Below are 17,078 nucleotides of genomic sequence, written 5' to 3' on the forward strand. Positions count from 1 at the left end.
TTGTCTATGACAGCTGTGAGTTACGGCTTGACCCCGGCCCAGGACTCAAGCTGTGACACGAACCGCTTGGCGGAGTTGGGCCAGTGGTGGTTGGCGCGGGCCGCCGCGTAGCCGCGCGCTCCCTGCGCCCGCCGCTCGCGTACGTCGTCCCGCAGCGTGACCACGGCCTGCGCGACCGCCTTCGGGTCCTCCCACGGCACCACGACGCCGCTGTCGTACCGCTCGACCAGCTCGACCGCGCGCGGCGACGGCGTGGTGATGACGGGGATGCCGTGCGCCATGTACTCGATGATCTTCGTCGGCATCGAGTGCCGGTAGTTGGGCTCGTCGTGCAGCAGCGACAGGCCGGCCAGCGCGCCGTCGAGCCGCTTGAGCGCCTCGTCGTTGGGCATGAAGTCGCGCCACTCCAGCAGGCCGTCGGTGACGGCCTGGTTGAGCAGCGGGCGGCTCTGCGGGTCCGCGTAGCCGATGAGCTCCACCACCACCCGGTACGGCTGCAGCAGCTTGGCCACCTCGATCGCTTCCAGCACGCCGCGGGCCCGCGACAGCCACCCGAGGTAGACCACCCGGTCGTCGCCTGGCGGCGTCACCGAGTCGGGCACCCAGGTCTCGTTGGGCACGATGAGGTGGGCGTGCTTGAAGCGGCCCGCGTACGCGGTCTCGGCCAGCAGCAGGTGCATGTGCCGCTCGGCGGTGCCCTCCAGCATGCGGGCGAGGAAGCGCACGGGCGGGCGCAGCGGCGCGGGCAGCCACGGCTTCAGCGAGAGCGTGGCCGGGGTGTCCTCGTGGACGTCCCACACGATCGGCGGCCTGTTGCGGATGCCCCAGACGGCGAACAGCAGCTCGGGGTCGTGGATGAGGACGAGGTCGACCTTGTCGCGCATCTTCTTGAACAGCCGGCGCGCGGCCAGCACGGCCGCCACCCGCTTGCGCTGGGCGGCCCTCGGCAGGTCGACGCCGTTCACCCAGGGTCGCGGAACGACTCCGTGCGCGGTGTACGAGGCGGCGTACGTGACCTCATGACCGGCATCCACAAGGGCACGGATCTGCCGATGCAGAATTCTCGCGTCCTCGGGGTTATGCACCACCGTCATGACGAGCACGTGCACTGCGCGCAGCCCTCCGTCGCTACAGCCGCTCGACGCGTTCACCCTCGGCGAGCACGCCTCGGGTGTCCAGCACGAGCTTGGCCTTCGCCTCGACCATGTCGAGGTCGAATGCGGCGTGCTGCTGCAGCAGCAGCGTCACGTCCGCGTTGGTCACGGCCTCCGCCAGGTCCTCCTCGCGCGGCACCGCGGTGCCGTCTACCGACCACTCCTTGACGTAGGGGTCCGCGAACGAGAGGTCGGCGCCCAGTTCCAGCAGCGCACGCGCCACGGGGAGGGCCGGGGTCTCGCGTTCGTCGGCGATGTCCGGTTTGTAGGTGACGCCGAGCAGGACGACCTTGGCGCCGTTCACGGCCTTCTTGTGCCGGTTCAGCAGCCGCTGTACGCGGGCGACCACGTACGAGGGCATCCGCTCGTTGATCTCCTGTGCGAGCTCGACGAACCTGAAGGGGTAGCCCAGCTTGCGCACGGTGTACGACAGGTAGGACGGGTCGACCGGGATGCAGTGGCCGCCCACGCCGGGCCCCGGCAGGAACTTGTGGAAGCCGAACGGCTTGGTGCCGGCGGCCTCGATGGCCTCCCACAGGTCGATGCCCAGCTCGTCGCAGAAGATCGCCATCTCGTTGACGAGGGCGATGTTGACGTGCCGGTAGGTGTTCTCGAGCAGCTTGGCCATCTCGGCCTCGCGGGTGCCGCTGACCGGCACGATCCGCTCGATGAACCGGCCGTAGAACGCGGTGGCCCGGTCGCGGCAGGTCGGCGTGAAGCCGCCGACGACCTTGGGCGTGTTGCGCAGGCCGAACTTGGCGTTGCCCGGGTCGATGCGCTCGGGTGAGAAGGCGAGGTGGAAGTCCTCGCCCGCGATCAGCCCCGAGGCTTCGAGCAGCGGCCTGGCCACCTCGTCGGTGGTGCCGGGCCAGGTGGTGGACTCCAGCACGACGAGCGTGCCCTTGGTGAGGTTGCGGGCGACGGCCTTGGTGGCGCCCTCCACGGCCGACAGGTCGGGCCGGTGGTCCTCGTCGAGCGGGGTGGGCACGCAGATGACGATCGTGTTGCTTCTGGCCAGCACGGTCTCGTCGAGCGTGGCGCTGAACCCTTGGGACAGCATGTGCTCGAGGTCGGCGTCGGTCAGGTCGTCGATGTAGGAGCGCCCGGCGTTGAGCGCGTCGACCTTGGCGGGGTCGACGTCCAGGCCGACGACTCGCAGACCGGCGGCCACCGCCTCCTTGGCGAGCGGCATGCCGACGTAGCCCAGGCCGATGACAGCCAAGTCTATTTCTGTCACAGCTGTGCCTTAGAGAGCCGGAAACAACACTTCATGGTGGCAAAGGTTATCTCAAGTCCACCTAGCTCACGCCTAATGCGAGCGAACCAGTCACAAGAGACGGCCAAAGGGACGGTCATCGCTCGGCAAGCGAACGGTATAGAGCTTGATAAGTCTCGGCAACACGGCTCCAAGTCCGCTTCGCCGCGACCTCCGCCCGGCCCGCCTCGCCCATCTCGGCGCGCTTGGCGGGATCGTCCCTGAGCCCGCCGATCGCCTTGGCCAGCGCTTCCGGATCGCCTGCCGGCACGAGCATCCCGGCCCCGTCGGAGCCCACCAGCTCCGACAGCGCGGGAAGGTCGCTCAGCACGACCGGCTTGCCGAGCGCCATCGCCTCGACGGGTTTCAATGGCGTAACAAGTCGGCACACCCGCAGGTCCTCACGCGGGCAGGCGAAGATGTCGATCGCGTCCTGGGCCTGCAGCGCCTCGTCGGGGCCCACCCGGCCGGGCAGGATCGCGTCCTTGAGGCCCAGCTCCTCGACCAGCGCGAGCAGGTTCTCGCGCTCGGTGCCGTCGCCGACGATGAGCACGCGGACGGGAGAGCCGCCGTCGCGCAGCAGCGCCGCCGCCTTGAGGAGTGTGGCAAATCCCTCATAAGCCACGATGCTCGACACCGAGCCGACGACGATCTCGCCTTCCTCGATGCCGTACGCGCGACGGAACGCGGCCCCGTCGTAGTGGGCGGTCAGCAGCGAGTCGTCCACGGCGTTGGGCGCGAGGTGGATCTTGTCCCTCGGCACGCCCCGCTCGACGATCTCCGCGGCCATCGTCTCGGCCAGCGTGACGACCGCGTCGGCCGCGCGCATGAGGAACGCCTCACGCTCGCGCTGGAGCACGTGCCGCTGGCTGCCGATCCTGATCGGGTCGCGGGAGGCCCACGTCTCCTCCAGGAAGCCGCGGACCTCGTAGACGAACGGCGTGCCCGTGCGGTCGCGCACAGCGTGGGCGATCGAGCCGTTGCGGTGGTCGGTGGCGGCGTGCAGGAGCTGCGGGCGCAGCTCGGTGACGAGCTTGGTGACGCGGTCGGCGCCCCTGATGATGCGGCCCTGCGTCTCGAACGGCATCTCGCCGTGCGGCTCGGGCAGCAGCCGGTGGTAGGGGATGCCGTCGATCTCGTCGTACGGCGCCGCGTCGGCGTGCCCCTGCAGCATCGGCCAGCCCCAGCTCGTGACCACGTGCGGGTCGATGCCCGCGGCCTTCTGGGCGCTGACGATGCGGTGGGTGCGCACGGTGTAGCCGGCCTGCGTGTACGGCAGCGCGTTCGTGACGACGTGCAGGACCCGGTTCTGGACCCGCTCCAGGATGGCCACCTTGGGCGCGGGCGGGATGGGGTCGGGGCTGATCGCGGCCAGCTCGCCCCGGTAATAGGCGGCCCTGCGCTTGACGAACGGGTATTTGGTGTGGGCCTCCAGGACGGCGGCGGCCTCGCTGACCCGCCCTGCGTCCCAATGGGTCTTGGCCTCGTTCCACGGGCCCTTGACCACGCGCATGCCGAACTTGCGCACCATGCGGCGGGCCCGGCGGGCGGCCGGCCAGGCGACGCTGCCCACGACGGGGCGCAGCCGGGGCGGGAGCGTGTCGGCGGCGGCCTGGGCCACGCGGACCGGGTCGGACTTGACCTTCGTCCACACCACGCGGGAAACGATGACCGGGTGGTTGACGAAACCCTTGAGAAGCCCACCGACGCCGGCACGGGCGGACTTCGCGGAGACCCGGTCGGATGTACGGGAGGAGTCTTGACGACTGGCGTCGGATGCCACGGTGGGACCGTACCATAGGCAGCGTTTTTTCCCTTCCGCTATGAAAGGCGAGGTCAATGAGGGAGAACCCCCTGGTCCTGCACGTATTGGGTGCTCGTCCCAATTTCGTGAAAGCGGCCCCGGTGGTGCGGGCACTCGGCGAGCTCGGCGTGCGGCAGGGCATCATCCACACTGGTCAGCACTACGACGCGCTGATGTCCGACGTCTTCTTCGCCGACCTCGGGCTGCCCGAGCCGGTGGCCAATCTCGGCGTCGGCTCCGGCAGCCACGCCAAGCAGACGGCCGCGCTGCTCGTGGGCCTGGAGGAGGTCGTGCAGGAGCACGATCCCGACCTGGTCGTGGTCTACGGCGACGTGAACTCGACGCTGGCCGCCATCCTGGTCTGCGCCAAGCTGGGCGTACGGACCGCGCACGTCGAGGCGGGGCTGCGCTCCTACGACAGGGGCATGCCTGAAGAGGTCAACAGGGTCGTCACCGACGCGCTGGCCGACCTGCTGTTCGCGACCTCGCCCGAGGCGCTGGCGTACCTCGCGTCCGAGGGGATCCCGGCCGACAAGGTGCACCTGGTCGGCAACCCGATGATCGACAGCCTGTTCTCGGCGCTGCCGTCGCTCGACCCGGCCCCGATCGCGGCCAGGCTGGGCCTGCCCGAGCGTTACGCGGTGGCCACCCTGCACCGCCCGGCCAACGTGGACACCGCCGAGGCGGCCAAGGAGCTGGTGAACGCGGTGCTGGAGGTGTCGCGGCAGGTCCCCGTCGTGGTGCCGGTGCACCCGCGCGGCAAGGCGCGGCTGGCCGACGCGGGCCTCGTGGACGGCGGGTCCGTCAAGGTCATCGACCCTCTTGGGTATGTGGACTTCCTCTCACTCGTCCGCGGCGCCGCGCTCGTCGTCACCGACTCGGGCGGCGTGCAGGAGGAGACGACCATGCTGGGCGTCCCGTGCCTGACGGTCCGGCCCAACACCGAGCGGCCGATCACGGTCACGCACGGCACGAACCGCCTGGTCACGCCCGCGCTGCTGCCGGTCGCCGCGGAGAAGGCGCTGGCCGACGGCGCCGCCACGCCGGCCGGTGAGCTGCCGGTGCTGTGGGACGGCAAGGCGGGGCCGCGCATCGCGACGGTGATCGCGGCGTGGCTGAAGGGGGACAACCTGGCTCCCGCATCTCAGGGCAAACGCCCCGAATAGCGGCCATACCCCCCGTAGTATGAATCACCTCCGCTGAGCGATAGGCGTACCACCATGGCCGAAACCCCCGAACAGCCCGCTTTCCAACGGCTCGGGCCCGTCAACTGGCTGCCCGAGGAGCGCAAGCTCATCGAGCGCTACGAGGCAGAGGTCAAGGAGCTGCGCAGGCGGCTGGAGATCGCCGAGGCGAAGGCCGCGTACGCGTCGTGGAAGCTGGAGGCGACCCAGGCCAAGCGCACGTTCAAGCTGGGTGAGGCCCTGGGGTCGAAGAAGCCGGCGAAGATCGTCGAGGCCGTGCGGTCGAAGGAGCGCGCCCCCAAGCCGCCGATGCCGGTGACCGAGGCCATCGAGCTGGCCGACAACCGGCCGCCCACGGTCGAGGTGCCGCCGGCGAAGTGGCCGAAGGGCCCGGTCAACCGGCCCGACCTGAAGGTCGCGGTGATCCTCGACGACTTCTCCAGGATGGCCTTCCGCTACGAGTGGGACCAGATCGAGTTCGGGCTCAAGGACTGGCCGGAGATCTTCGCCGAGAAGCGGCCCGACCTGCTGTTCTGCGAGTCGGCCTGGCACGGCAACCAGGGCCGCTGGCGCTACCAGATGACCGGCACGAACGCCCCCAAGGAGCCGCTGCGCGACCTGGTCGCCTGGTGCAGGCAGGAGGGCATCCCGACGGTCTTCTGGAACAAGGAGGACCCGCCGAACTTCGACTTCTTCATCGACACGGCCAAGCTCTTCGACTACGTGTTCACCTGCGACGGCGACATGCTGCCGAAGTACCGCGAGGTCCTGGGCCACGACCGGGTCGACGTGCTGCAGTTCGCCGCCCAGCCGCGCGTGCACAACCCGATCCAGCAGAACAAGGGCCGCCTGCACGACGTGGTCTTCGCCGGGATGTACTTCCGCGACAAGCACCCCGAGCGCCGCGAGCAGATGGAGACCGTGCTCGACCCGGTCAGGGAGCTCGGCCTGCACATCTTCGCCCGCAACGGCGAGGTGGACGAGAAGTACGCCTGGCCGGAGAAGTACCGGCCGCACATCGTGGGCGAGCTGCCCTACGACCAGATGCTGGCCGCGTACCGGATGTACAAGGTCTTCCTCAACGTCAACTCCGTGCTCGACTCGCCCACCATGTGCGCGCGGCGGGTCTTCGAGCTGTCGGCCTGCGCCACGCCCGTCGTCTCCGGATGGTCACGGGCCATCGAGGAGACGTTCGGCGACCTGATCCCCATCGCGCGGGAGCCGGTGGAGTCGTACAACCAGGTGCTGCACCTGATCAACAGCCCCGAACTGCGGGCCAGGATGGGGCACCTCGCGATGCGCGAGGTGTTCGACAAGCACCTGTTCTCCCACCGCGTGGACCAGATCCTGCAGAACCTCGGCCACCAGGTGACGCCGCGCTCGCGCTCGATCACCGTCGTGCTGCCCACCAACCGGGCCGCGCAGATCGAGCACGCCATCTCCTCGGTGGCCAAGCAGCGGCACCGGCCGCTCCAGCTCGTCATGGTGCTGCACGGCCTGGACATCGACCCCGTCGTGGTGGCCGACAAGGCGCGGATGGCCGGCGTCACCGACGTCGTCGTGCTGCCCGCCGACGCCTCGCTGACCCTCGGCGCCTGCCTCAACATGGGCATCGCCGCCGCCGAGGGCGAGCTGATCGCCAAGATGGACGACGACAACCTGTACGGCGAGCACTACCTGTCGGACCTGGTCAGGGCCTTCGACTACTCCGACGCCGAGCTGGCGGGCAAGGGCGCGCACTACGCGTACTTCGAGGGCTCCAACACGACCATGCTGCGGCTGCCCGGCCTTGAGCACCGCTATTCGTGGCTGGTGCAGGGCGGCTCGTTCCTCGGCAAGGCCGGCCTGTTCCGCTCGTATCCGTTCGCGGACATCACCAGGGGCGAGGACACCCATCTGGTACGCCGCCTCAAGGAGGACGGCGTCAAGATCTACTCGGCCGACCGGTTCAACTTCGTCTACTGGCGCAGCGCCGACACGAAGATGCACACCTGGCAGGCCGACCACATCAAGCTGACCAGGAACGCGCAGTTCTCCTTCGTCGGCCGCCCCGACGACCACGTGCTCATCTGAGGTCTCCCGGCGCGCGCCGGGAGATCCACAGGTGTGTTCTCAGCGGCTCGCCCTCGCGAGGTTCTGGTCGGCGAGGTTCGCGAGCTCGTACAGGCCTTTGGGCTTGACCTGCTGGCCGACCACGAGCATCGACATGATCGTGGTGCCGCGCCTGATCATCACCGAGCCGATCTGCGCGTTCTGCTTGCCGCCCGCCGCCGTCGTCAGGTAGGCCCGCGACTGGTCGCCCTTGGCGGGCATGTCGAGCGTGCGCGTCTTGTACGTGACCGGCGTGCCCCCGACGTCGGCCGTGTAGGAGGCGCACTTCTCGGGCAGCGCGGCGGGGAAGTCGGGCTTCGGCAGCGACACCACGGCCTGGCTGATCGAGCCGCGCTCGGCGGAGAAGGCGATCACCGCGGCGGGCGACGTGGCGACGTCGGTCTTGGCCGCGTCGAGCTGGGCCGCGCCCGCGCACTCGGGGTGCTGCAGCTTGGCCTGGCGGACCGCCTCCAGGCCCTGCTGGGTGGACTTGAGCGAGCCGAACGCGCCGGTCTCAGGGCCGTACGCGACGCTCATGCCCTTGGGTACGGGCAGCAGCGCAGCGCGCAACCTGTCGGTCTCGGCCGCCGACGGCGCGGACGGCGCCGAGGCGGCCGGGGCCGCCGGCTTGTCCTCGGTGGCGGAACATCCGGCCAGGACGAGAGTGCCCAGAAATATGCCGGAAACTGCTTGACGCATGGGTTCTCCATTTCACTCCAGCGGCATTGTGGAAACGTTAGAGGAAGCGACGGCTGAGGGGCCGTACAACGTCGCTATTCGCGGTTATGGCGGCTTCGGGAGCGATTTACCGTTCGCCCGGCCCAGCGGGCTCTACCTCGGCTTATGTGCCGCAAAACGACATCAGCCGTATTGGTCTGGGCAAAATGTTCGCCGATGTGCTGCGCGTCTCTGTGCGGCTTTTCTCCGGCCTGCTGATGATCGCGGCATGAGCCTGACCCCGCGCGATCTCGGTATGGATGTGCCCATTTCCCGCCGCGACTTCTTCGACGGGATCGCCGTCTCCTGCGTGGCCGGCGCCTCCGCCGCTTCAACCACCGGGCCCATTGCCGGGCCCGTCAGAACCGCCGCAGAGCCCGCGACGGCGCCCGCCGCCCTCACTGTGCTCGGAGACACCGGTGAGGCGCTCAGCGTGCCGCACGCGCTGCGGGACGGACGGTTCTGGGAGCACGCGGGCGCCCCGGCGCCGACGGGGGAGCACTACGGGCTGGTCGTCGTCGGGGCCGGACGCAGCGGGCTGAGCGCCGCCGCCGAGTGGTCGCGGCGGCGGCCGCACGACCGCGTGCTCGTCCTCGACAACCACCCCCAGGGCGGGGCAGGGCGGGAGCGGCTGCGCAGGGGCGCCGCGTTCGACGCCGTGATGTGCGACAAGGAGAGCTTCGGCGCCGACACGCTCGTCACGCTCGCCTCCCCCGGCTGGATCGACCGGCTGCCCGTCGCCGAGCAGGCGCGCGCGGACCTGCGCACCCTGTACGACGCCCCGCCCGACTGGTTGCCGGGACTGTCGCCGGAGGCCAAGGAGGAGCGGCTGGCGGGGCTGACGTACTCGGCGTTCCTGCGCGAGGTGTGCCGGGCGCACCCCGACGCCGAACGGTTCCTGCGGACCATGTCCGCGCCCGAGTGGGGCTACGACACCCGGGCGTTCGGCGCCATCGACGCCTGGGGGACCGGCTACCCGGGCTTCGCCGGGCTGGGGCTCGACCGGTCGCGGCCGTCCCGGTACAACTCGGCGACCGTACGCGCGGAGTGGCACGGCCCCGCCCCCGAGCCCGCCCCGCCCGCGGCGGGGCACGTGCGGTGGTCGAGCCCGGTCGTGTCCGTGCGCGACGGGGCCGGTGCGGCGACCGTCGGCTACTTCGACGGGCACCGGGTGCGCACGGTCGAGGCCGGGGCCGTCGTCCTGGCCTGCTGGAGCGCGGCCGTGCCCTACCTCGTGCCCGATCTGCCCGAGGAGCGGCGGCGGGCGCTGAGCCGGGCCGTACGCGTGCCGCTGCTGCGGGCCGAGGTGCGGCTGAGCGACCCGGCGGCGTGGCGGCGGCTCGGCGTGCGCCGGGTGCGGTGGACCGGCGCGTACTGGTGCGCCGCCGAGTTCGCGGCTCCCGACCTGGTGCGGCTGCTGGCCACGCCGTGCCGGTCGGAGCTGGGGCCGGACGCGGGCTCGGCGGCCGGGCGGCGCGAGTTGTTCAGGACGCCGTACGAGGTGCTGGAGCACACCGTACGCGACCAGCTCGCCCGGCTGCTCGGGCCGGCCGGCTTCGACCCGGGACGCGGCGTCGCGGCGATCACCGTGCACCGCTGGGGACACGCGCTGGCGCCGCAGTACTGCCGGCCCTGGCACCCGTTCCATCCGGACGGCCCGTCACCGGCGGACGCGGCGCGCGGGCGCTTCGGCCGGATCGCGATCGCGGGATCCGACGCGGGCGACGGAGCCGCCGTCCTGGCCGTCGAGGAGTTGTCCCGATGAAGAGGCTGTGGCTGCGGATCTTCCTGACCGGGCTCGTGCTGTGGCTGGCGACCGTGGTGGTCACCGGCTGGACGGGCAACTCGAACCTGGTGCCGACGGTGGTGCTGTTCGGCAGCTTCCTGGTGCCGGTGACGTTCGTGGTGTGGGCGTACGGGCGGGGGCGCTCGCCGGCCGTCACCGTGGAGCTGCTGTTCCAGGCGTTCGTGATCGGCGGCGTGCTGGGCGTGCTCGGCGCCTCGCTGCTGGAGAGCTGGCTCATCCGGCCTTCGCTGCTCATGTACGTCCTGGTCGGCCTCATCGAGGAGGGCGTCAAGCTGGCGGCGCTGGTGTTCGTCACCCGGCGCGTCGCCAGGCGCTCGATCAAGGACGGCGTGGTGCTGGGCGCGACCGTGGGCTTCGGCTTCGCCGCGTTCGAGAGCGCCGGCTACGCCTTCAACGCGCTGTTCACCTCCGAGGGCCTGTCGCTGAGCCAGCTCGTCGAGACCGAGGTGCTGCGCGGCATCCTCACCCCGGTCGGCCACGGCCTGTGGACGGCGATCGCGGGCGGCGTGCTGTTCGCCGCGCGGGGCCGGCTGTCGGCGCCTGTCGTGCTGACCTACCTCGGGGTCTCGCTGCTGCACGCGCTGTGGGACTCGATGAGCGCGATCGCCATCGCGATCACGCTCGTGCTGACGGGCCGTCCCTGGCAGTTCGAGCTGCTCCGCATCGGCCGGGTGCCGCACGTGTCGGCGTGGCAGGTGCACGTGTACACGCTGCTCAACTGGGTGGGACTCATCGTGATCTCGCTGGTGGCGCTCGGGTGGTTGTGGGGTGTGGTGTCCGCAGGACGCCGCGAGAGGGAGATCTTGTCCCAATAATCACGGTAATGAACGTCTTCCCCCCACTGCGCCGGAAGCATAATCGGTGCTAGTCTCCTGTGCGATCTTCCGGAGGTGTATTTACACAAGGTGTGGAAATGCCCCCGACTCGAGGTTGGGACATGGGCTCGCGAAACCGGTCAATTCGGTTCAAGATCTTCTTATTGCTGCTGCTACCCCTCCTGTCTCTGAGCGCGCTCTGGGGTTTCGTCCTCAACCTCACCATGGGCGACGCCCAGTTACTGCTCCGCGCGAACACCCTTTACGACACCATCGGCGTCGCATCCACCGACCTGGGAACACAGCTGCAGGCCGAGCGCGTGCGCTCCGCCGAGACGGTTACAACGCGTCAGCTCGGCGAGGTGCTCGGCGCCCAGCGCGCCCGCACCGACCGGTCCGTCGCCGAGTTCAGACAGGCCGTCGCCGACGCGGGCGGCGCGGCCGACGGCGCGCTCCGCCGGCCGCTCGACACCCTCGACAGGTCGCTCGGCAACCTCGGCGCCATCAGGGCGAACATCGACAACGGCAGCGCCTCGCCGCTGTCCGGGCTCAACGCCTACAACCGCATGCTCGACGCGCTCTTCGCCGTCTACGACCACCTGATCGCCGTCCCCGACCTGCCGCTCTACCAGCAGGCGGCGTCGCTGCAGGCCATGGGCATGGCCAGGGAGTACATCGCCAGGGAGCACGCGCTCATCGTCGGCGCGCTCGGCGGGCAGCGGCTCACCGAGGACGAGACCACCGCCTTCACCGAGTACGCCGCCTCCAGGAAGTTCATGCACGCCCGCGGCCTCGCCGGGCTCGACGTGGCGCTGCGCCGGCCGTACGAGCAGATCTTCGCCACCGAGCCCTACCTCAGCTTCGCCACGCTCGAAGACCGCGTGATCAAGACCGGCGCGCCACCCACCGACCCCTCCGCCTGGCACGAGACCGTCGACAAACTGGCTTCCCGCCTCGACGACCTCAACACCGCCTCCACCGCCACCCTCACCACCCGCGCCTCCGACGCGGCCGCCTCCACGGTCGTCAGGATCTCCCTCGCCGGCGGCCTCGGGTTGATCGCCGTGCTCGCGTCGATCATCATCTCTGTACGCTTCGGTCGTCGCCTCGCAGGAGAGCTGGCCGGGCTGCGCGCCGCCGCGGTCGAGCTGGCACAGCAGCGGCTGCCCGCCATCGTGGCGCGGCTGCGCAAGGGTGAGGACGTCGACGTGCGGAAGGAGGCCAAGGCGATCAAGGTGAGCGGTTCCGCTGAGATCACCGACGTGGCCAGGGCCTTCGGTTCCGTGCAGCGCACCGCCGTCACGGCGGCGGTCGGCCAGGCCGCGCTGCGGCGCGGGGTCGGCCAGGTCTTCCTCAACCTCGCCCGCCGCAAGCAGGGCCTGCTGCACCGCCAGCTCGCGCTGCTCGACGGCATGCAGCGGCGTACGCACGACCCCGACAGGCTCGAAGAGCTGTTCCGCCTCGACCACCTGACCACCCGCATGCGCCGGCACGCCGAGAGCCTCATCGTGCTCTCCGGCGCCGCGCCGGGACGGGCCTGGCGCAAGCCGGTGCCGGTCATCGACATCGTCAGGGCCGCGGTCGCCGAGGTCGAGGACTACACCCGCGTCTCCGTCGAGACCATGCCCGCGGGCGCCGTCGAGGGCACCGTCGCCGCCGACCTCACCCACCTCGTCGCCGAGCTGGTCGAGAACGCCACCATCTACTCGCCGCCCGACACCACCGTCCAGGTGCGCGGCGACCTCGTCAGCAACGGCTACGCCATCGAGGTCGAGGACCGCGGCCTGGGCCTGACGGCCACCGAGTACGAGCGCATCAACGCGCTGCTGTCCAGGCCGCCCGAGTTCGACCTGGCCGACAGCGACAGGCTCGGCCTGTTCGTGGTGGCCAGGCTGGCCGAGCGGCACGGGATCAACGTGCTGCTGCGCCGCTCGCCCTTCGGCGGCACCACCGCGATCGTGCTGGTGCCGCGGTCGGTCGTCACCGAGCAGACCGCGCAGGAGGCGGCGGGCGGCGACGGCAAGGCCGAGCTGCCCAGCCGTACGAGGAAGAAGGCGCTGGCCGTCGTGACCTCCGGCACCCACGCCGGGCTGCCACGACGGGTGCGCCAGGCCAACCTGGCCCCGCAACTCAAGGAACCACCGCCGGAGCAGGAGCGGCAGGAAGAACGCTCTCCCGACGAGGTACGCGACCTGTTCTCCGCCTTCCAGCGGGGGACCCAACGCGCCCGAGAAGAAGCTCCTGAGGAGGGGCCCATGACCAAGGGGGATGCATGACTGCGCCGACCACCAACACCGGTGAGCTCAACTGGCTGCTCGACGACCTGGCCACCAGGGTCGCCGCGGTACGCCAGGCGGTGATCCTGTCGACCGACGGCCTGGCCGTGGGCTATTCCAAGGGCCTGAAGCGCGAGGACGCCGAGCACCTGTCGGCCGTGGCCGCCGGGTTCCAGAGCCTGGCCAGGGGCACCGGCCGGCACTTCGGCGGCGGCGACGTGCGCCAGACCATCGTGGAGATGGAGTCGGCGTTCCTGTTCGTCACCGCGGCCGGCCAGGGCACCTGCCTGGCCGTCATCGCCGAGGCGAACGTGGACGTCGGCCAGATCGCCTACGAGATGGCGATGCTGGTCAAGCGGGTGGGCCAGCACATCACCACCAACCCGCGCGCTGGAGCGTCATGAGCGACAGCCCGCAGTGGTTCGATGAGGAGGCGGGCCCTGTCGTCCGCCCCTATGCTCTGATTCGCGGCAGGACGCGGTCGTCGGGCGACGCGTTCGACCTCGTGGCCATCGTGCGTGCCGTCGCCGATCCCGAAGGGGAGCCCGGCGACGACCTCGGCCCCGAACAGCAGCAGATCCTGCGGGCGGCGCGCAACCCGATCTCGGTGGCCGACCTGGCCGTCGAGCTCGACCTGCCCGTCGGTGTCATCCGGGTCCTGCTGGGTGACATGCGTGACCACGGCCTCATCTCGGTGACGTCGCCCTCCGCAGGAGGGTCGCGGTCGAATGAGCGCATTCTCAAGGAAGTGATCAATGGACTCCGTGCTCTCTGAGGACCCCGTCGCGCTCAAGATCCTGGTCGCGGGCGGGTTCGGCGTCGGCAAGACCACCCTGGTCGGGTCGATCAGCGAGATCAAGCCGCTGCGCACGGAAGAGGTGCTCTCCGACCGCGGGATCGGCATCGACGACCTCGACGGCGTCGAGGGCAAGAACACCACCACCGTCGCGATGGACTTCGGCCGCATCACGATCCGCGAAGGACTGGTCGTCTACCTGTTCGGCACGCCGGGGCAGGAGCGGTTCTGGTTCATGTGGGACGAGCTGTCCTACGGCGCGCTGGGCGCGGTCGTGATCGCCGACACCAGGCGGCTGACCGACTGCTTCCCGTCCGTCGACTACTTCGAGCAGCGCGGCACGCCCTTCGTGGTGGCCGTCAACTGCTTCGACGGCGCCGAGCAGCACACCGTGGACGACGTGCGCATCGCGCTCGACCTCGACGACGACGTCCCCGTCATGCTCTGCGACGTGCGACGGCGGACCTCGGCCAAGGAGGTCATGATCACGCTGGTCGAGCACTCCCTGCGGACGCTCACCTCGGCGAACTAGCCGCCCTGGGCCCTTCCCCTAAAGGGCCCGCAAGCCGTTGATCACCTCGCGGAGCAGGCTCTCCGACGGGGTGGCGGCCTTGTCGCGCGGCGGGCGCACGGTCACCAGGTTGTGCTCCAGCAGGTCGCCGAGCAGCACCCGGACGACGCCGACGGGCAGCCCGAGATCCGACGCGACCTCGGCGACCGGCTTGTTGTGCCCTGACACGACGTTCAGCAGCCGGCGGTGCTGAGCGCTCAGCTCGGCCTTGGCCGGGGCGGGCATCCCCGTCAGCACGACGGTCGCCAGCAAGTCGACCTCGGCGGAGGCGGGCCTGGTGCGTCCGCGCGCGACCGCGTACGGCCGCACGACGGGCCCCGCCTCCTCGTCAACCCACTCGTGCTCGCGGCTCACGATCGAGATCCCCCATCCTGCTCGCTTTCCTGCCGGCCGCGCTGCCAGCCCGACTGGAGCGAGGAGAGCAGCGCCCTCGCCTCCTCCGGCGAGCGCTCCTCGACGGCCGGCGCCGGGCCCTGAGCCGGTCCCAGCGCCTGTCCCTGGGTGGTGCCGGGCTCAGGAGCCTGGCGCAGCCGCTGCGGCCGCGCCGTGGCCCGCTCACGGCGCGGCAGCTGCCGCGGCGGCGGGTCGTCCTGAGGCGGCGCCTGCTTCGGCAGCATCGCGCCGCCGTTGCGCTTGCTCGTACGGACCCTGCGCGGCAGCTCGCCAGGCCCCGTGGTGTCCGTCCTGACCACCGACACCGCGACCGGCTCGAACTCGGGATGCTGCGGCTGCGTCATCGGCTCGACCAGCGTGGCCGGCACGAGCACGATGGCCGTGGTGCCCCCGTACGGTGACTGCTTGAGCGTCACCTTCACCCCGTGCCTGGCGGCCAGCATGCCGACCACCGCGAAGCCGAGCCGCTCGGTCTGCGCGGGGTCGAACTCCGGCGGGCTGGCCAGGCGGGCGTTGATGGCCCTGCGGGTGGCCTCGTCCATGCCGAGCCCGCGGTCCTCGATCTCGACGGCGAAGCCCCTGCCGACCATCTCGCCGTGCACCGAGACCTCGTTGTTCGGCGAGGAGAACGTGGTGGCGTTCTCGATCAGCTCGGCGAACAGGTGCATCAGGTCCGCCACCGCCGCGCCCGACAGGCCGCACTCGGGCATCGGGTAGACGCGGACCCGCGTGTACTCCTCGACCTGGGCGGCGGCGCCGCTGAGCACGTCCTCCATCGGGATGACGCCGCGCCACCTGCGGCCCGCCGCGCCGCCCGACAGCAGCACCAGGCCCTCGGCGTGGCGACGCATGCGGGTGGTGAGGTGGTCGAGCCTGAACAGCCGCTCCAGCGCCTCCGGCTCCTCCGTCTGGCGCTGCATGTCGTCCAGCAGCCTGAGCTGGCGCTGCAGCAGCGACTGGCTGCGCCGGGCGAGGTTGCGCAGCGCCTCGGCGACGCCCTCGCGCATCCTGGCCTGCTCGACCGCGGCGTCCACCGCGGTGCTCTGCACGCTGTCGAACGCCGCCGCGAGGTCCCTGACCTCGCTGGTCGCCTTCTCGCTGACCGTGATCGGCGGCGCCTCGGTCGCGATGTCCACCTGGTCGCCCTTGCGGAGCTTGGTGACCACGTCAGGCAGCCTGATCTCCGCAAGGTCCAGCGCCGTACGCCGCAGCGCGCCCAGCTCCCGGGTGAGCCGGCGGCCGACCTTCACCGAGATGACGATCGAGAACACCACCGCGATCAGGCCCAGCGCGCCCGCGACCGCGGCCCTGGTCACGACCGCGACGCCGGCCGGCTCCATCCTGGACAGCAGCTTGTCGCCGGTGCGCGAGATCGCCTCGCGGTATTCCCTCTGCACCTGCTCGGAGATGCCGCGCCACAGGTCGAGGTCCATGGGCTGGCCGTTGATGTACGCCTCCAGGAGGTTCTCCATGGTGACGTAGCGGGAGCTGTAGTACAGCTTCTCGAACGGGGCGCGCAGCTCGGTGTCGAGGTTGGCCAGGGCCTTCGGGAACTCGTACGTCCTGGCCCCGTCGATGCCCGCCAGGATGTGCACGTCCATCATGCTCGCCTTGCCCTTCGAGGCGATGACCAGGGCGTTCTCCCTGGACAGCAGCTCGCGGGCCTGGTCGGCGGCGATCAGGCCCTGGGCCTGCAGGGCGAGCTGCAGGTCGGTGCTGACCGTGAGGCGGGAGTACAGCAGGTGGATCTCGTCGGAGATCCTGGCGTACTCGGTGACCAGGGTGCTCGAGGTGAGCCGGCGCTCGTCCAGCTTGCGGCGGATCTCCGGCAGCCGGTCGATCGTCTCGAAGACGGTGCCGAGCTGGGTCTTCATGTCCTGCGTCAGCGCCGACTGCGTGTCCTCCGACATGGCCGCCTGGCGCAGAAGCTTGCCGGCCTCGTCCACCTTGGCGCGGGCCTGGGCGATGGTGTCCTCGTCGCCGCCCGTGCCGGCGAGGCGCTCGGCAGAGGCGAGCCGTTCCGTCTGGAGCTCGGAGACCAGCCGGTCGGCGTTGTTGATCACACCCGTCCAGATCGTCTCGACCTTGAGCAGGTTGAGCGCCTCTCCCGACGTGGTGCTCGCGGCGAAGCCCCAGAGCGCGACCAGGGAGACCAAAGGGATGACGAGCAGCGTCGAGATCTTGAATCTGATGGATCTGCCCGATGCCATGACAC

14 protein-coding genes are annotated in these 17,078 nt (G+C 70.4%); 8 read left to right on the top strand and 6 right to left on the bottom strand.

What is annotated here, in order from left to right; all coding sequences use genetic code 11:
• Positions 1 to 20: 20 nt before the first annotated feature.
• The 3 genes from AB0K28_RS11920 to AB0K28_RS11930 all read right to left on the bottom strand — a co-directional run bounded on the left by AB0K28_RS11920 (position 21) and on the right by AB0K28_RS11930 (position 4,066).
• On the bottom strand, positions 21 to 1,109 hold the full coding sequence (locus AB0K28_RS11920) for a glycosyltransferase (RefSeq protein WP_345393787.1): 1,089 nt from the start codon (positions 1,107 to 1,109) through the stop codon (positions 21 to 23).
• A gap of 19 nt (positions 1,110 to 1,128) precedes the next feature.
• Positions 1,129 to 2,382 (bottom strand): nucleotide sugar dehydrogenase, encoded by a 1,254-nt coding sequence (locus AB0K28_RS11925; RefSeq protein WP_345409472.1) that lies wholly within the window; start codon positions 2,380 to 2,382, stop codon positions 1,129 to 1,131.
• 124 nt (positions 2,383 to 2,506) lie between these two features.
• Positions 2,507 to 4,066: a glycosyltransferase family 4 protein gene (locus AB0K28_RS11930; protein ID WP_364368282.1), complete on the bottom strand. Its 1,560-nt coding sequence runs from the start codon at positions 4,064 to 4,066 to the stop codon at positions 2,507 to 2,509.
• A 182-nt stretch (positions 4,067 to 4,248) separates the two neighbouring features.
• Between AB0K28_RS11930 and wecB the strand changes: the two genes are divergently transcribed.
• Positions 4,249 to 5,379 (top strand): UDP-N-acetylglucosamine 2-epimerase (non-hydrolyzing), encoded by a 1,131-nt coding sequence (gene wecB, locus AB0K28_RS11935; protein WP_364368285.1) that lies wholly within the window; start codon positions 4,249 to 4,251, stop codon positions 5,377 to 5,379.
• Between the two features lie 54 nt (positions 5,380 to 5,433).
• Positions 5,434 to 7,470, top strand: a complete 2,037-nt coding sequence (locus AB0K28_RS11940) for a glycosyltransferase (protein WP_364368288.1) — start codon at positions 5,434 to 5,436, stop codon at positions 7,468 to 7,470.
• Positions 7,471 to 7,509: 39 nt separating this feature from the next.
• Here the strand turns inward: AB0K28_RS11940 and AB0K28_RS11945 are convergent, their stop codons facing one another.
• Positions 7,510 to 8,187 (bottom strand): hypothetical protein, encoded by a 678-nt coding sequence (locus AB0K28_RS11945; protein WP_364368290.1) that lies wholly within the window; start codon positions 8,185 to 8,187, stop codon positions 7,510 to 7,512.
• A gap of 247 nt (positions 8,188 to 8,434) precedes the next feature.
• Here AB0K28_RS11945 and AB0K28_RS11950 point away from each other — a divergent pair, with 247 nt between their 5' ends.
• From AB0K28_RS11950 to AB0K28_RS11975, 6 genes are all read left to right on the top strand, one after another.
• Positions 8,435 to 9,970: a hypothetical protein gene (locus tag AB0K28_RS11950; RefSeq protein WP_364368293.1), complete on the top strand. Its 1,536-nt coding sequence runs from the start codon at positions 8,435 to 8,437 to the stop codon at positions 9,968 to 9,970.
• Positions 9,967 to 10,827: a PrsW family glutamic-type intramembrane protease gene (locus tag AB0K28_RS11955; RefSeq protein WP_345393770.1), complete on the top strand. Its 861-nt coding sequence runs from the start codon at positions 9,967 to 9,969 to the stop codon at positions 10,825 to 10,827. The genes AB0K28_RS11950 and AB0K28_RS11955 overlap by 4 nt, the downstream gene beginning before the upstream one ends.
• Positions 10,828 to 10,991: 164 nt before the next feature.
• Positions 10,992 to 13,103 (top strand): nitrate- and nitrite sensing domain-containing protein, encoded by a 2,112-nt coding sequence (locus tag AB0K28_RS11960; protein WP_364368297.1) that lies wholly within the window; start codon positions 10,992 to 10,994, stop codon positions 13,101 to 13,103.
• On the top strand, positions 13,100 to 13,507 hold the full coding sequence (locus AB0K28_RS11965; protein ID WP_345393764.1) for a roadblock/LC7 domain-containing protein: 408 nt from the start codon (positions 13,100 to 13,102) through the stop codon (positions 13,505 to 13,507). Before AB0K28_RS11960 ends, AB0K28_RS11965 begins: the two co-directional genes overlap by 4 nt.
• On the top strand, positions 13,504 to 13,878 hold the full coding sequence (locus AB0K28_RS11970; protein WP_345393761.1) for a DUF742 domain-containing protein: 375 nt from the start codon (positions 13,504 to 13,506) through the stop codon (positions 13,876 to 13,878). Before AB0K28_RS11965 ends, AB0K28_RS11970 begins: the two co-directional genes overlap by 4 nt.
• The gene (locus AB0K28_RS11975; protein ID WP_345393758.1) at positions 13,859 to 14,431 is read left to right on the top strand and encodes an ATP/GTP-binding protein; all 573 of its coding nucleotides are present in this window, start codon (positions 13,859 to 13,861) and stop codon (positions 14,429 to 14,431) included. Before AB0K28_RS11970 ends, AB0K28_RS11975 begins: the two co-directional genes overlap by 20 nt.
• An 18-nt stretch (positions 14,432 to 14,449) precedes the next feature.
• Here the strand turns inward: AB0K28_RS11975 and AB0K28_RS11980 are convergent, their stop codons facing one another.
• Together AB0K28_RS11980 and AB0K28_RS11985 are read right to left on the bottom strand one after the other, a co-directional pair.
• A complete protein-coding gene (locus AB0K28_RS11980) occupies positions 14,450 to 14,824 on the bottom strand; it encodes a DUF742 domain-containing protein (protein ID WP_345393755.1) in 375 nt (124 codons plus the stop codon).
• A complete protein-coding gene (locus AB0K28_RS11985; RefSeq protein ID WP_364368302.1) occupies positions 14,821 to 17,073 on the bottom strand; it encodes a nitrate- and nitrite sensing domain-containing protein in 2,253 nt (750 codons plus the stop codon). The genes AB0K28_RS11980 and AB0K28_RS11985 overlap by 4 nt, the downstream gene beginning before the upstream one ends.
• Positions 17,074 to 17,078: the final 5 nt, after the last annotated feature.

Origin of the sequence: Nonomuraea sp. NPDC049504, from assembly GCF_040676845.1 — a bacterium.
GTDB lineage: Bacteria > Actinomycetota > Actinomycetes > Streptosporangiales > Streptosporangiaceae > Nonomuraea > Nonomuraea salmonea.